This is a genomic window from Microbacterium sp. CCNWLW134, assembly GCF_037083565.1.
GTDB lineage: Bacteria > Actinomycetota > Actinomycetes > Actinomycetales > Microbacteriaceae > Microbacterium.
Map to the genome: position 1 here is coordinate 98,291 of NZ_JBAOJU010000003.1, position 14,564 is coordinate 112,854.

The following is a 14,564-nucleotide window of genomic DNA, read 5'->3' on the forward strand; positions in this document are numbered from 1 at the left end:
CCGGCGCTCGCTTTGTGAACAGTCGTGCGCTGAACGAACATTCCAGACGAAGGATTGGCGTGCGCCGGGCGAGGTGCCATGCTCGATTCGATGAACCCGCCCCTCGAGCTGCGCCTCCTCGCCCGGCTGCGCGTGCCGATCGAGGCCTCCATCGTCGCCGGTGCTGTGGTGGGCGGCGAGCGGCGCATCATCCCCATCGGCGCCGGCACCGTGTCGGGCCCCGTCCTCTTCGGCGAGGTGCTGCCGCTCGGCGCGGATTGGAACCTTCGCCGCCCCGACGGCACCGAGACGGTCTCGGCGCGTTACCTGCTGCGCCTCACCGACGGCACGGTGCTGTCGGTGCGGAACGAGGGTGTGCTCACCCCGGGTCCAGGCGGACCCGAGGGCATCACGGCGCTGCAGATCGAGGCGCCGGTCGGCTCGCCGTGGGCGTGGCTGAACGACGCCGTCCTCGTCGGCAGCCTCGCGGTCATCTTCGACGGCGAGGCCGTCGCCGGGGTGTCGCTGGAGTACTGGATCACCCATCGACGGGGAGAAGAACCGCGCGAGTAGGGTGAGGCCATGGCCGAGGCATCCGTTCCCACTCCGCCCGGAATCGCCCTTCGCCCGCTCGACACGGTGGAGGCCGTCCACACCGCCTCGGCGGTGCTCTCCGACGTGTGGGGCGGTGACCGGTCGGGCATGCCGCCGAACCTCCTGCGCGCGCTCGCCCACACCGGCAACTACGCCATGGGCCTCTACGCCGACGAGCACATGGTCGGCGCGTCCGTCGCCTTCTTCGCTGCGCCCGCCGCCCGCTCGATGCACTCGCACATCACCGGCGTCCTGCCCGGCCATCAGAGTCAGGGCCTCGGGCGGATCCTGAAGCAGCATCAGCGCGAGTGGGCGCTCGCACGCGACGTCGGGCACATCACCTGGACCTTCGACCCCCTCGTCGCGCGCAACGCCCACTTCAACCTTCAGGTGCTCGGAACGCGGGTGACGGAATACCTGGTGAACCATTACGGCGCGATGGACGACGGAGTCAACCGGGGCGATGAGACCGACCGGATCCTGGTGTCGTGGGCGCTCGCAGCGCCGCCCGTGCCGACGCCTGCCGACGACCGGGTGGTCGCCGAGGTCCCGGTGCCCCCCGACATCGCCGCGATCCGGCGCGACACCCCGGCCGAGGCGGCCGCCTGGCGGCGGCACGTGCGCGCGGCGCTTCTCACGCACCTCGCGGACGGCCTCGTGATCGGCGGATTCGACGCTCCACGCGGTTACCTGCTGGTCAAGCCCTGATGTTCGCGTATCAGCAGGCCGCGTGGTGACTCTCTTCTGGTGACGCTGGGGGCGTCACCAGACAGGGGAGTCCGACATGAATCTGCGCACCGCACTGTTTCCGACCACCGCACCGTTCCCGCCCACCGCAGACGGCGCGGGTCGCCGCCTCACCGCCCGCATGGCGCGGCGCCTTCGCCCGCGTCGTGCGCGTTCGACCTTCCGTCCGCTCATCGCCCCGCGCGCCGCCTGAGACCGGGCGTACGCTGAGCGCATGCCCATCGCTCAGCCCGCGGCATCCGTCTCCCTCGAGGGGTTCGAGCTGCGCGTGGTGCACCTGCCGCTGGTGGCCCCTTTCACGACCTCGTTCGGCACCGAGACGGTGCGCGAGGTGATCATCGTGCGTGCCCTCACCGCGGACGGCGACGGGTGGGGCGAGATCGTCACGGGGGCGGCGCCGCTGTATTCCAGCGAGTACACCCAGGGCGCGTGGGACGTCGCGACGCGCTTCCTCGTGCCGGCCCTCCTCGAGCGAGGGCGGGTCGCCCCGCACGAGGTTCCGGGCCTCCTCGCGCCCATCGTCGGACACCGCATGGCCAAAGCCGGTCTCGAACTCGCCGTCCTCGACGCGGCCCTCCGGGCCGAGACGCGCTCGCTGGGCGCGTTCCTGGGAGCCGCGGTCGACCGGGTGCCCTCCGGCGTCTCGGTGGGGCTGCAGCGCGACCCCGCGGCGCTCGTCGACGCGGTCGGCGCCTACCTCGCCGAGGGGTACGTGCGGATCAAGATCAAGATCAAGCCGGGTCGGGATGTCGCTGACACCGCCGCCGTGCGCGACGCGTTCGGCGAGGTGCCGCTGCAGGTCGACGCGAACTCCGCGTACACGCTCGCCGACATCGACACCGTGGCCGCCCTCGACGCCTTCGACCTGCTGCTGATCGAGCAGCCGCTGCAGGAGGACGACCTCGTCGACCACGCCGTGCTGGCCGAGCACGTGCGCACGCCGATCTGTCTGGACGAGTCGATCGTCTCGGCCAAGGCAGCCGGCGACGCGCTCGCGCTGGCGGCGGCGGCGGTGATCAACATCAAGGCGGGCCGGGTCGGCGGGTACCTTGAGGCGGTGCGCATCCACGACCTGTGCGTGGCCGCCGGGGTGCCCGTCTGGTGCGGCGGCATGCTCGAGACCGGCATCGGCCGGGCCGCCAACGCGGCGCTCGCCGCTCTGCCCGGATTCACCCTGCCCGGGGACGTGTCGGCGGCGAGCCGGTTCTACGACCGTGACATCGTGACTGAGCCCGCGGTCCTCGACGACGGGCATGTGCGGGTGCCGACCGGACCGGGGCTCGGGGTCGAGATCGACCGCGCTTTCCTCGACGAGGTCACCGCGGAGCGGGTGGAGATTCGGCGGTAGTGCTGATGCGGCGTCCCCAACTCCTGCAGATCAGCGGTCTACCGCATCGACACGCCGAGCGGAGGGGGCGCGCTCGCCGATTCTGCAGGAGTTCGGTCGCCCTCGCCGTCGCGCTCCTCCTGACCGGCTGCGGGGGCGGGAGCGGGAGCGGCGGCGAAGCGCGTGAGCCTGCGTCCGACAGCGCGACCGCCCTGCCCACGGGCGTCAGCGTGGAGATCGTCCAGCTTCGCGCCGACGTCGCCGTGCGTCAGGCGCAGGTGCACGTCGTCAACGGCAGCGACGTCGACCTCGAGATCGGCGATGTCGCTGTCGACGATCCCCGGTTCGCCACCCCGGCCACCCGCGTGCTGCCCGGGCGCACGAGCCGCGTTCCCGCCGGCGGCGAGGTCGACATCCGTGTGCAGCTCCCCGAGGTCGCGGGCGCACGCGACGACGCCGGGCCCCTCGAACCGACTGTCGCGCTCGGATTCAGTGTCGAGGGCGCGGCGGGAACCGCGCGGGTGATCGCCGCCGACCCCCTGGGCTTCCTCGCGCCGCTGCACGAGCGCGAGTGCCGCGCGGCCGCGCTCGCCGAGGCGGCGACGCTGGCGTTCACCGGCTTCACCCCCGCTCCGGCTGGGGAGCCCGCGAGCCTCGAGCTGACGGTGACCCCGGCCGGCGGCGACGCGACGCTCGTCGCGGTTCAGGCGACGAACCTGCTCGACTTCGGCCCCGAGACGGTGGACGGCGTGTTCCCGCTCGATGTGACGGTGGCGGCCGACGATATCGCTCCGATCGTCGTCGACATCCCGATCGTCCCCTCGCGCTGCGATCCCCACGCGGTGCAGGAGGACAAGCGCGGCACGATCTTCGACGTCCGGCTCACCCTCGCGGGCGACCCCGGTGAGATCGAGCTCTTCGTCGGTGACGCGCTGCGTGGCGACATCCTCACCTGGGTGTCGAGCTGGTGCGGATTCGCCGGCTCTCCCTAGTCCTCGCGCCCCACCCCGCCGTGGATGGCGACCCCGTCCAGGGCGTCGAGGATCGCCACGCCCAGCGCGCCCCCGGCATGCCAGGGGGTGTACGCCTCGGTCCACCAGCGCGTGGTCTCGGGCGCCGTCACGCCCGGCAGCACGCGCTCGCGCTCGCGGCTCTCGGGTACGAGGCGCGGTCTGAGCACCGACAGCACCACGACGCCGTCGACGACGACCTGCAGGACGGCGCCGTCATCGAGGGGGCGCAGTTCGAAAGGGGCGCCGTCGACGCCGGCCACCCGGTCGTGGACGGATGCCGCGGCCCGGCCGATCGCGGCCGCATCCACCGGCTCGGGGGTGAGCACCACGCTGCTACGAGGCATCGGACATCCTCCGTCGGCGTCGCGGACCCGGCTCGCCGGGATCGTTCTCCGCCGGCGCGGAGGACCCCGCCGGAACCGGTGTCTCGGTCGGAGCCGGCTGCGCCTGCGTGGCCGCACCGGCATCGAATCGGGCCACCTGCACCAGTGTCGGCCGCTCGCCCCGGCGGGCGAGGCGTCCCCGCCCGGCGATCATCGGCTCGGCGTAGAGCTTGGGGAGCAACTGCCCCTCCGCCCGATCGCCCGACATGATCAGGGCCGTTCCGCCCGTGTCGCGGATGCCCTGCAGCGCCAGGTCGAACATCGCGCGCGAGGCTCCGGCGACCGGCCGGCTGACCACGACGTTCAGGCGCAGGTCACGCGCCGACGCGAGGTAGGGCAGAAGCGGGCGGAGAGGTTCGGTGCCGCCGGCGGCGAGGATGTCGAAGTCGTCCGCGACGACCAGGATGCGCGGGCCCGGTGCCGACCGGTCGATCGCGCGCTTCTCGAGCTCGGTCGCGATCGACTCCGCCAGCTGGCGTCCCTGACGGCCGGAGGTGGCGTGCCCGCCGAGGTAGGCGTCGGGTACGTCCGCGGCGAGCTCACCGCGCGCGTCGAGCAGACCGACGACGAGCTCCTCGGGCGAGTACCGGTCGATCGCGCCCTGGACGATGCCCCGGAGGGTCGTGGTCTTGCCGCAGCGGCTGTCGCCGAAGACGAGAAGGTGCGGGTCGCCGGTGGCGAGGTCGAGGGCGACCGGCTGCATGGTGTCCTGGCGGATGCCGAACGGGATCGCATCGGGCTCGTCGAAGGCGTCGGGAAGCTCGGCGGGCTCGAGCACCTCGGGAAGCAGCCGGATCGGCGCGGCCTCGGGGCCCTCCCAGCGCGCGGCGCTCTCGCGGGCGATGCGTTCGAGGGCGGCGCCGATGTCGTCGCCTTCGGCCTCCTCGAGAAGCGGCAGCGCGATCTGGGCGAAGAGCTTCTCGTCGGTGAGCACCCGGCCCGGCTCGTCGGCCCGGAGGGTGGTGGAGAGCTTGCGTGCGATCTGCGAGTCGGCCGGGTCGTTGAGCTTCAGCTCCAGTCGGGTGCCGACGAGGTTCTGCAGGTTCATCCGCAGTTCGTTCCAGCGGGACAGGGTCACCACGACGTGGATCCCGAAACTGCCCCCTCTCTCGAGAAGCTGCGCGATGGGTGCCTCGAGGTCTTCGAACTCGGTGCGGACGGCTCCGAGGCCATCGACGAGCAGAACCACGTCGGCACTCGGCAGCTCGGGCAGCCGCCCCGCGGCGTGCTGGCGGCGCATGTCGGCGAGGGAGTCGAGGTTCTGCTCGCGGAACACCCGTTCCCGGACGGCGAGCATGTCGGTGAGCTCTTCGAGCAGCCGCCCGAGGCGCTCCCGGTGTCCCCGGGTCGCGACGCCGCCGACGTGGGGGAAGGGCTCGATCCGCGCGAGCCCGCCGCCGGTGAGGTCCATGCCGTAGACGCTCACCTCGCGCGGGGAATGGGTGAAGGCGAGCGCGGTCGCGAGGGTTCGCAGGAACGTCGAGCGCCCCGACTGCGGGGCGCCCATGATCGAGACGTGACCGCCCGAGCGAGTGAGATCCAGCAGCCACGGCTCCTGCCGCTGCCGGCTCGGGTCATCGAGCAGACCGATGGGTGCCCTCAGGGTGCCGGCGACGGCTTCGCCTTCGCTGCTGGGAAGCACGCCGCCGAGGGTGAGCACCGGCGGGAGCGGGGGAAGCCACACCGGGCGGGTGCGGGCGACCCCGCGGGCGACGCGTTCGGTCGCGGCCTGCACGAGGGTGCGCCCGGTGACCGGAACCTCGGGTTGCGAGCTGTCGAGCCCGGCGGTGTCGCCGGGGTCGGGGTCCAGGGCGCGGAGGTCGTAGGGCGGGAGGGGCAGCACCGGCGGCGCGACCTCACGCTCGGGGCCGCGTTCGATCCGCTCCGGCACCGGACCCGAGACGTAGCCCGCGCGGAATCGCGTGTACACCGAGGTGTCGACCTTCAGATAGCCGAACCCGGGGATGGCGGGCAGGTGGAACGCGTCGGGGCTGTCGAGCACGACGGCCGATTCGGCCTCGCTGAAGGTGCGCAGGCCGATGCGGTACGACAGATAGGTGTCCAGGCCCCGCAGGCGCCCCGCCTCGATGCGCTGGCTCGAGAGCAGCAGGTGCACGCCGATCGATCGACCGATGCGCCCAATCGTGAGGAGCAGCTCGACGAAGTCGGGCTCGGCGGTGAGGAGCTCGCCGAACTCGTCGATGACGAGGAAGAGATGCGGCAGCGGCGGCAGATCGTCGCGTTCCCGGCGCAGCTGGCGGTAGTGGCCGATGGATGCCGCGTTGCCGGCCTCTTTCAGCAGGCGCTGGCGGCGCACCACCTCACCCTGGATGCTCGCCCGGGCGCGCTCGGTCAGCTGCGGATCGTCGGCGAGGTTGTCGATGATGCCGGCGACGTGGGGAAGCGGGGCGAACGGCGCGAACGCCGCGCCGCCCTTGTAGTCCACGAGGATCATCGACAGATCGTCGGGCGCGTGGGTCAGGGCGAGCCCGAGGATGAGCGTGCGCAGCAGCTCGCTCTTTCCCGACCCTGTCGCGCCGATGCAGATGCCGTGGGGGCCCATGCCGAGCTGCGCCGATTCCTTCAGATCGAGCAGGACCGGGGCGCCGCGGTCGTCGATGCCGATCGGCACGCGCAGGAAGTCTCCGGCGCTCCGGGGGCGCCAGGCCGAGGCGACGTCGATCGTGTCGACGTCGGCGACCCCGAGCAGCTCGGTGACATCGGGGGCGAGGACGGTGCCGCTGTCGGTGGAGCTCGTGCGGGTGAGGCGGAGGCCCGCGAGCGGGCGCCCGATCACCTCGAGCAGAGCGATGTCGACGGGGTCGGGCTGGATATCGGTGACGGCGGGGTCGCCGCTTCCCGGCGTCTCCACCGTGGCGGTCCCTCCTGCGAGGGTGATGCGCGTGGAGACCGTCGACGGCTCCTTCAGCCGGTCGTCGACGATGTGGACGACGGTCACACCGAGGTCGGCCAGGTCGAACGCGGCGTCGATGCGGGGGAGCGCGGTCGCGGAGCCTCCGTCCTCGTCGATGAAGATGACGAGACGACCCGGCTTGGTGCGTCGCCCGGCGCGGCGGGCCGCGGCGGTGGCGGCGGCGCGGTCGCGAAGCTCGTCACGGAGGAGGGTGAGGAGCTCCGGCAGCGACGGTGCGATGCGCCGTGCGGCGAGGGCGCCGGCGGGGATGTCGCTCGCGGCGACGTGTGGCAGCAGGTCGAATCCACGCCACTCGTCGCGCACGCGCGCGGGGAGGACGGCGGCGAGGTGAACGTCGTCGGGCGAGTGGAGCGCGGCGATCTGCGCGGCGATCCCGCGGCAGACCTGGAGGGCCGTCTCGCGGTCTCCGACGATCGAGACCTGGCCGCCCCGCTCGAGGTCGACCTCTGCCGGCATCCCCTGCGACAGACCGGCGAGGCGCACCATCCGCTCGGCCGATTCGCGCATCACCGGGTCGAACGGCTGCACCGGATTCTGCTCCGGCGGCAGCGAGACATCGACGGCGCGCAGGTCGGCGGTGCCGATCCTCACGCGGAGGAAGTCGGCGTCGCCCGGCCGGCGCTCCCAGCGTCGCGCGGGATTGAGCGCGACTTCGACCAGGGTCGAGGGGGCCGGGTGGAGGGCGAGGGAGGCCTCGCGGTGGACGTCGGCGAGCTCGCGCACCTCGCCGCGGGTGCGTTCGAGGTAGTCGAGATAGCGCTCGCGCTGGAGTCGGCGCTGGCGCGCGGCGTTGCCGCGCGAGCTGAAGGCCATGCCGACGCCGCCGACGAGGGCCACGACGAGGATGACCGCGCCGACGACGACCATGATCGGGTTGTTGCGCAGCAGCACGATCATCGTGATCGACGACAGGCTGCCCACGACCGGCAGGAGCGACTGGATGGGAAAGCCCGAAGCCCCTTCGCCGAGGGGCGGTGGCGGGGCGAGCATGATCTCGGCCGGCGGCTCGACCGGGGTGGTGAGGCGCGCGGGGCGGTGGATGACGCGGAGGGTCATGCCGTGACCTCCCGTCCGCCGGCGACAAGGGCTGCGGCGAGGCTCAGGACGGCGCGCCGTGCGGCCCGCGGAGCGCGCGGGATGAAGACGACCGGATGCGACGAGGTCGCCGCGATCGCACGCGCCACCGCCGAGGAGTCGGGGTCGGTTTCGGTGAGGGCCAGAACCACGGCGGGTCGTTCGGGCAGCGCCTGGATCGCGGGAACGACCGCACGCGCGTTCTCGGCGGCGGCGCGGGACGCGTCGGCGACGAGGCACACGACATCGCTGAGCGCGGCGCAGGAACCGAGGTCGGCAAGGGGGTGGTGGGCGCCGAAATCGGTGACGGCGACATCGAAGAACCGGGTGATCGGTGCCGCTTCAGCCAGCCACGCACCCACCGGGTCGCCGGTGGCGGGCGGGCGGAGGCCCACGATGCCGCGGCGATCCTCGAGCCCGGTCAGTGCCTCGGCGGTCGTCCGCGCCCCCGCGCGCGTCTCGTTCGGTGCCGTCTCGGCGACTTCGAGCGCCCGGGCCAGGTCACCGTCGGGGGTGACGTCGACGGTCAGCACCGACTCGGGGCGACGCGCGGTGATCGCGCGGGTGACCTGCAGGGCGAGGGGGGTGACGGACGCGTGCGGCGCGAGCGAGAGGATCCCGATGCGACGTGTCGTGGACAACGGCGCGCGGATCGCGGCATCCTGGGTCGCCAGCACGGTCTGCGCGGCGGTGGCGCTGCCGAAGACGATGCGGGGAATCGAGGCGAGACCCTGACTCATGAGCCGCCGCCGAACATGCCGAGGAGTTCGTCGTAGATGCCAAGGGCGCCCAGGAGCAGGGGCAGGAGTGAGACGACGGCGAGGGTCTCGAGGATGTTGCCGAGCCCGCGCAGGCGCGCGCGAGCGGCGGGCTTGGGCGAGACGATGCTCGCGGTGGCGATGACGGCGGCGACGGCGACACCGGCGGCGGGGGCGATCCAGCCGAGGGGTGCGAGCTGCGTGAGGAACGCGGTGAGCCCGATCGCGCCGACAGCCGCCCAGAGCGCCCAGCCCTGCGCGCGGAGCGGGAAGGCGCGGAAGCGAAGCGCGGCGACGGCCGCGATGGCGAGGGCGACCAGCCCCGGCCAGAGCGCATCGGCGAGGACGAGTGCCACCCCGGTGATGGCGAGGGCGGCTGCGACCGCGAGCACGCTCCAGGTGAGGGCGGCGTAGGCGTCGTCGATGGCCGAGAACGCCCGGTCGCGGCCGATGCGGTCGCCGGCGGCGGCCTGGGTGTCGAGGGTGGTGAGCCCAGCGGCCGACAGGGCGATCCAGGGCAGGGGCCCCGTGACGAAGGCGGCCACCACCGCGGTGATCGCGGCGGCGGCGGGGTCGGTGACGCCCGCGACGAGAAGGACGAGCAGGAGCGTGCCGAGCACCGCGCCGAGTGCGCCGCCGGCGAGGGCTCCGGGCGACCGGCGGGCGACGCCGATCGCGACGAGGACGGTGGTGGACGCGGTGGCGAGTCCGACCGCGGCACCCAGGAGCAGATCGGAGGTGAGGGTGGCGGCGGCGATGGCCAGCACGGCCGCGATTCCTGCCGCCGCTGCCCCGACGGCGGCCGACACCCGACGGATCCCGCCGAGCCCGAGCCCGGCCGAGGCGGCGAGGAGGACGGCGAACGCGGCGATCTGGGTCACCACAGCTGCCTCTCCGGGGAGGGGGAGCAGCAGCGCGCCGCCGCCGACGGCCGAGGCGATGCCGATGCCGGCCGCGAGGGCGCGGGCCCGCGCGTCCCAGCGGTCGGGTCGGTCGTCGTGGGCGTCGGCCGCGGCGTCGGTGACGTCGATCACGACCGGTGAGGGCGGGGCGGCTTCGAGCCGCTCCAGGCGCAGCAGGGTGCCGTCGAGCAGGTCGAGCTGCGTCGGGGTGCGGGCGATGTCGAGCTGCTCGCCGTCGGGGGTGACGAGGGTGAGCGGCCGCGCGACGGTGCCCTCGGTCTCGCCGAGGAGGTCGAGCAGACGCGGAAGGGCCGAGCCGAGAGACTCGTCGCTCGGGACGACGACCTCGGCGCGGGCGTGGGCGCCGGCGACGGTGACGCGGGTGTAGATGCTCACGAGGCCTCCGGTGCGTAGGGCAGGACGATTCCGGCCGGGGTCGCATTCGCCTGCTCCCGCGCGGCGGCCTGATCGGCCAGGAGCTGGCTGACGAACGAGATTCCCGCGCACACGGCGCAGGCGATCGCCGCGACGATGATCGAGCCGATCAGTCGTTTCATGTGGTCGTTGACGGTGCGGCGTTCGTCGATGTGTCCGTAGAGGAGGGCCGAGCCCAGTCGCATCCGCTGGATCTTCGCCTGCTCGATGAGCACGGCGTCCTTCTGATCAGGCATCGGGGGTACCTCCGCGTTCGAAGAACAGGCGGGCGACGGCCGGTGAGAGTCCCAGGAGGCGCCACAGGCGTTCGCGGTCGAGCGGGGCGACGACCTCGTCCAGGCGCTGCCATCCGCCGCCGTCGATCGAGCCGAGGGGGATCAGGGCGCCGGGGAGGCGCGGGCTGCCGACCGTGGTGCCGCCGACCTCGGCGGTCCATCCGGCGGCGTCGACGCCGAGGGCGCGGACCCCCGGAGGGCCGACGAGCAGCGCCAGGGGTTCGGGTGCGGGCGAGGCGGTGGCGCGGCGGGCCAGGTCGGGCGAGCCGATCGAGCCGAGCACCACGCCGATGAGCGGCATGCCGACCGTCGCCGCGGCCGCGAGCGACCGGCGGGCGAGCCCGGCGAGATCGGCCGATGCCGCGTCATCCGCTCCGGCGACGTCTGCGACGACCCGCGTCGTCTCCTCCAGACCCTGACCGGTGCGGCTGATGTGCAGCGTGCCGACGAGGGGTCGGGAAGAAGCGGAGACGGCGATCCAGCGGCTGTCGTTCGGCATGCGCCGACGGGTGCGCTCGGTGAGATCGTCGCGGTCCCACGCTGCGAGCAGGGGTTCGAGGGCGCCCCAGTGCGTGGGCGGCGCCTGGGTGACGACCTCCGACACGGCGTCGAGGACGCCGCCGAGGCGTACGGGCCTGCTCACCCGGTGGCGCGTGGACACCGAGACGACGAGCTGCAGGCGGCTTCGGATCGTGGCGCGGAGGAAGGCCGGGTGCACGCGGGCAGGGTCGAGGGGGCCGCCCAGGGAGAGGGCGGCGTCGGGGCTGTCGAGGCGGGCGCCGGAGCGGGCGTCGTAGAAGCCGTCGGTGCGGGTGCGGATGATCCAGTGCCCCTGCGTCGACGACAGTGCTTCGGCCAGGGGCTCGGTCATCCGGGTGTGCTCGCCCGAGACCAGGAGCGGCCTGCGGCCTTCGGTGGCGGTGCGTCCGAGGAGGTCGCTGAGCCCCTGCGAGAGGCTCAGCACCTCGCTGTGGATCTCGGTGAGCACCCAGCCCTCGCCGGTCGCGTCGGCGAGGGGATGGTCGATCGTCAGCGTCATCGCGCCTCCGTCACCGAGAGGCTCCGGTCGCCGAGGTCGATCTCGGCGGGGAGCGGGAGCGGGGTGCGCTGGTGGGCGATCAGCGGATGCCGGTTGCCGGCCGTGCGGATGAAGGTGCCGTTGGTGGAACCGAGGTCGGTGACCCACAGGCGTGCGCCGTCCCACTCCAGGCGGGCGTGCGACTTCGACAGCGAGCGCGAGAGGTCGGGCCATTGGAACGCTTCGGCGGGCGCATCGGCGGGAGCGGTGGGTGTGCGTCCGAGGATGAGCGCTGATTCGAGCGACAGTCGCTCGCCGGAGTCGAGGCGCACGAGCGGCACACCCCCGCGCGCGGCGGATCGGGGCCGGGGCGTCGGTGCCGGCGCCTGGGGGAAGGTGACGGGAGCCAGAGCGGGCGCGAAGGGGTCGCGGCCGCGACGGAGGTCGAAGGTCTCGAGCTGTCCGCGCAGCAGCGCCGGCAGGAACGAGCGGCCTGCGGCCGCGCCCGTGGGTGCTTTGACGGTGCGCAGCCCGACGGCCAGGCCGCCGAGGGCGCGGCCGCTGCGAGCGAACTGCCAGGCGGTGACGGCGACGAGGATCGCGCTGATGACGAGAAGCGCGGTGCCGAGGGCAGGGGCCCCCGTGACGAGGGCGAGGATGCCGCCGATCGCGGCCACCAGGGGAGCGGCGAGGTCGATGAAGATCGCCCCGGCGAGCTGGCCGGCGCGAGCGCGGGCGGTGAGCACGAGGGGGTCGACGTCGGCCAAGCGCAGCGAATCCTGTGTGGTCATCCTGTTCTTGCGTTCTTCCCGTTCCGGCGAACCCTCCGATCCTAGTCGGGGCTTGCCTGGCGCTCCCTGTCCGGCCGCCGCTGCGGCCGCCGTCAGGATGACTCCCGCTCCCTCAGCCTCGCGAGCTGAACGTCGGCTGGTTCCGCGGTGCCCAATCGGAAGGGTGCTGAGCCGTCCTTGGGTATCGCGAAGGGGCCGTTGCCGGCGAGCGCCTGCGTGACGTCCCCGTCCTCCATGAAGGCCCGGCTCTGATACCCCTGCACCCACCAGCGTCCCTGGTCCTCGGGTTGTCCGACGAGGACGCACGGAGTTCCGCCGCGTTGCTCCGCGTCGCTCAGCATTCGAAGAGCGATGCGGCGTGCGTCGGCTGCGTCGACGACATCCCCCGCGGGCGTGTTCACGGGGTCGTGATCCGCCTCAGCTGTCCTTCTCGCACGAGGTCGCGGATGCCCATCGAGGGATCCTGGACCGCGAATCGGATGCCGCCCCCTTCTCGTCCGAACCACGGCGGCGTGACGGTGGCGGCGACCCGGATGGGAGCCGTCGTGAGGAACGACTGGAGGGGCTGATCCAGGGCGGTGACCGGAAGCGAACGCGCCTCGAACGACGTGCCGGTCGGGTAGAGGAGGAATCCGTCGAGGGCGCCGATCCGATCGACCAGCAGACCGGCGGGCAGGTCGATCACGGTGTCCTTCACGCCGCGAGCGGCGAGATCCATCACGTGCGGGGCGGCCCACGTGAGAAGCCGTTCCCGCTCGCTGTCGGGCAGTTCCTCCGGCTCGGGAAGCGGCGACAGGGCGTACGCGAACAGCGCGGTGACGATCTCCGCCGCCGATGGGCGCCGCAGCAGGACGCGCGACGTTCCGTAGTCGACGGTGGCGAGGGTCCACCGGTCGCCCGCGTCGGCGACGACCAGTGCCCCTTCCCATGGCACCCCCTCATCCCCGGGGAGGAGGACAGCACGGTCGGGGACACCGTTCTCGCGCAGGGTGGTTCGAACGTTCGCCCAGGAGGTCTCGGGCGTCATCGGTCTCCTCTTTCGTCGCACGACATCGCCGACAAGCCTATGCACACGGCCGGAATGCCGTTCGCCGTCAGAATAGGAGTGTGGATGACGCTGGAATTCTCGCGCTGTGGGCCGACCGCCTGTCCTTCCTCCCCCTGACGGACGACGGGACGTTCCTGGTCGGGTGGGGCGACCTCGAGACGGCATTTGCCCTCCGGCAGGACCCAGCGGGGTTCACCGTCGACAAGCAGAGTCGGGGTCAGTGGGCAACGCTCGGGCGCTTCTCGGCACGAACAGAAGCGGAGCCGTTCCTCGCGGTCTGCCTGGCATCCATCTGGCGCGCGGACCGCGGGCTCGGAGATGTCTTCCCCGCCGAACCCGCACCGGACACCAGCATCACCCGGACCGATGAGGGCTACGACGTCGAGGCCGGGGGACACCACGCATCCTTCCGTCAGCGCAGCGACGCCAAGCGCTACACCTACGTCGCCGGCCGCGGACTCCAAAAGGTGAACGACTTCCTCATGCAGTAGCTGGGCCGGTCGGAGAATCCTCCGGGGCCAGCGCTCGAATCTGTGCGTCCACGTTGCGAACCGAAGGAAGCGCGAACGACGCCCCACCGTCTTTCGGCACGACGATCGGCGTGTTTCCGACCAGCAGCGCATCAAGATCGCCGCGCTCGACGTACTCTCGCCCCTGGTAGAAGAACACCCAGTACCGACCCGACTCGACCGGGTCACCGAGGACGACCCGCTCGATCCCGTCCTCGGCCGTCGACTCCTCGAGAAGGGCCTCGATAAGTCGGCGCGCTTCCTCCACCGTCCGCGTATTCACAGTGTGGCGTCCTTGGTCCGTGTTGGACGGTCGAGCGCGCAGTTCAGGACCTTGCCCTCGGCGACCGCGAGGCCCCACGCCGTCTCGGTCCGCGATGGTGTCGATACCTCCCCTGCGTCTCGCACGCGGCGGCCCAGCAGTTCGGTCAGCTCGGGCTCGGTCAGCAATCGGCTCGCGATGCGCTGCGCCTTGGCGGCATCCATCTCGTCCGTCATGCTCCGTCGAGTCCGCGACCGGGGGAAAGGACGTCTCTCAGAAAGCGCAGTCCTTCGACGGCGTCCGCCAAGGCCTCCGATTGGTTGCTGTAGGAGCGCCGGGTGGTCTCGATGACTCCTGCACGCTCGTCCGTCGTCACCGTGTACCACGTGCCGGCTCTCTCGAAGAGGCACAGTTTGTTCGCTGTTGCGCCGCTCGGCTCCGAACGCGCCAGCCATCGTCCGAGACGCTCCACCCGGACGACCTCGTCGAAATCTGACCTGTTCACAGTGTGATC

The 14,564-nt window shown here is 72.5% G+C and carries 18 protein-coding genes; 6 read left to right on the forward strand and 12 right to left on the reverse strand.

Annotation, left to right across the window (positions count from 1 at the left end; all coding sequences use genetic code 11):
* The first annotated feature begins 78 nt into the window (after positions 1–78).
* From V6S02_RS16735 to V6S02_RS16755, 5 genes are all read left to right on the forward strand, one after another.
* Positions 79–552 carry a DUF3237 domain-containing protein gene (locus V6S02_RS16735; RefSeq protein ID WP_336401772.1) on the forward strand — a complete coding sequence of 158 codons (474 nt, stop codon included), beginning with the start codon at positions 79–81 and terminating at the stop codon, positions 550–552.
* A 9-nt stretch (positions 553–561) separates the two neighbouring features.
* Positions 562–1,281, forward strand: a complete 720-nt coding sequence (locus V6S02_RS16740; protein WP_336401773.1) for a GNAT family N-acetyltransferase — start codon at positions 562–564, stop codon at positions 1,279–1,281.
* Positions 1,282–1,357: 76 nt separating this feature from the next.
* On the forward strand, positions 1,358–1,513 hold the full coding sequence (locus tag V6S02_RS16745; protein ID WP_336401774.1) for a hypothetical protein: 156 nt from the start codon (positions 1,358–1,360) through the stop codon (positions 1,511–1,513).
* Between the two features lie 21 nt (positions 1,514–1,534).
* Positions 1,535–2,668, forward strand: coding sequence for an o-succinylbenzoate synthase (gene menC, locus V6S02_RS16750; protein ID WP_336401775.1), 1,134 nt, complete (start codon positions 1,535–1,537; stop codon positions 2,666–2,668).
* 209 nt (positions 2,669–2,877) lie between these two features.
* Complete coding sequence (locus V6S02_RS16755; protein ID WP_336401776.1) at positions 2,878–3,639, forward strand: hypothetical protein; 762 nt, start codon at positions 2,878–2,880, stop codon at positions 3,637–3,639.
* On the opposite strand, the gene V6S02_RS16760 is transcribed toward V6S02_RS16755, so the two are convergent.
* The 9 genes from V6S02_RS16760 to V6S02_RS16795 form a co-directional block, all read right to left on the reverse strand.
* Entirely contained in the window at positions 3,636–4,004 is a 369-nt protein-coding gene (locus V6S02_RS16760; RefSeq protein ID WP_336401777.1) for a hypothetical protein, read from the reverse strand. The genes V6S02_RS16755 and V6S02_RS16760 overlap by 4 nt on opposite strands.
* Positions 3,994–8,034, reverse strand: coding sequence for a type VII secretion protein EccCa (eccCa, locus tag V6S02_RS16765; protein WP_336401778.1), 4,041 nt, complete (start codon positions 8,032–8,034; stop codon positions 3,994–3,996). The genes V6S02_RS16760 and eccCa overlap by 11 nt, the downstream gene beginning before the upstream one ends.
* Positions 8,031–8,792, reverse strand: a complete 762-nt coding sequence (locus V6S02_RS16770; RefSeq protein WP_336401779.1) for a hypothetical protein — start codon at positions 8,790–8,792, stop codon at positions 8,031–8,033. The genes eccCa and V6S02_RS16770 overlap by 4 nt, the downstream gene beginning before the upstream one ends.
* Positions 8,789–10,108: an EsaB/YukD family protein gene (locus V6S02_RS16775; RefSeq protein WP_336401780.1), complete on the reverse strand. Its 1,320-nt coding sequence runs from the start codon at positions 10,106–10,108 to the stop codon at positions 8,789–8,791. The genes V6S02_RS16770 and V6S02_RS16775 overlap by 4 nt, the downstream gene beginning before the upstream one ends.
* Entirely contained in the window at positions 10,105–10,383 is a 279-nt protein-coding gene (locus V6S02_RS16780) for a hypothetical protein (protein ID WP_248239718.1), read from the reverse strand. Before V6S02_RS16780 ends, V6S02_RS16775 begins: the two co-directional genes overlap by 4 nt.
* Complete coding sequence (locus V6S02_RS16785; RefSeq protein ID WP_336401781.1) at positions 10,376–11,461, reverse strand: DUF6177 family protein; 1,086 nt, start codon at positions 11,459–11,461, stop codon at positions 10,376–10,378. The genes V6S02_RS16780 and V6S02_RS16785 overlap by 8 nt, the downstream gene beginning before the upstream one ends.
* Complete coding sequence (locus V6S02_RS16790; RefSeq protein WP_124291793.1) at positions 11,458–12,231, reverse strand: FHA domain-containing protein; 774 nt, start codon at positions 12,229–12,231, stop codon at positions 11,458–11,460. Before V6S02_RS16790 ends, V6S02_RS16785 begins: the two co-directional genes overlap by 4 nt.
* 92 nt (positions 12,232–12,323) lie before the next feature.
* Positions 12,324–12,737, reverse strand: coding sequence for a YrhB domain-containing protein (locus V6S02_RS16980; protein ID WP_442927945.1), 414 nt, complete (start codon positions 12,735–12,737; stop codon positions 12,324–12,326).
* Positions 12,629–13,258 carry a TNT domain-containing protein gene (locus V6S02_RS16795; protein ID WP_336401782.1) on the reverse strand — a complete coding sequence of 210 codons (630 nt, stop codon included), beginning with the start codon at positions 13,256–13,258 and terminating at the stop codon, positions 12,629–12,631. The genes V6S02_RS16980 and V6S02_RS16795 overlap by 109 nt, the downstream gene beginning before the upstream one ends.
* A gap of 80 nt (positions 13,259–13,338) precedes the next feature.
* Between V6S02_RS16795 and V6S02_RS16800 the strand changes: the two genes are divergently transcribed.
* Positions 13,339–13,770: a hypothetical protein gene (locus V6S02_RS16800; RefSeq protein WP_336401783.1), complete on the forward strand. Its 432-nt coding sequence runs from the start codon at positions 13,339–13,341 to the stop codon at positions 13,768–13,770.
* Here the strand turns inward: V6S02_RS16800 and V6S02_RS16805 are convergent.
* From V6S02_RS16805 to V6S02_RS16815, 3 genes are read right to left on the reverse strand one after another with little or no spacing between them, the layout of a single operon-like run.
* The gene (locus V6S02_RS16805; RefSeq protein ID WP_336401784.1) at positions 13,760–14,071 is read right to left on the reverse strand and encodes a YrhB domain-containing protein; all 312 of its coding nucleotides are present in this window, start codon (positions 14,069–14,071) and stop codon (positions 13,760–13,762) included. The genes V6S02_RS16800 and V6S02_RS16805 overlap by 11 nt on opposite strands.
* Entirely contained in the window at positions 14,068–14,286 is a 219-nt protein-coding gene (locus V6S02_RS16810; RefSeq protein ID WP_336401785.1) for a hypothetical protein, read from the reverse strand. Before V6S02_RS16810 ends, V6S02_RS16805 begins: the two co-directional genes overlap by 4 nt.
* Positions 14,283–14,555: a hypothetical protein gene (locus V6S02_RS16815; protein WP_336401786.1), complete on the reverse strand. Its 273-nt coding sequence runs from the start codon at positions 14,553–14,555 to the stop codon at positions 14,283–14,285. Before V6S02_RS16815 ends, V6S02_RS16810 begins: the two co-directional genes overlap by 4 nt.
* Between the last annotated feature and the right edge of the window lie 9 nt (positions 14,556–14,564).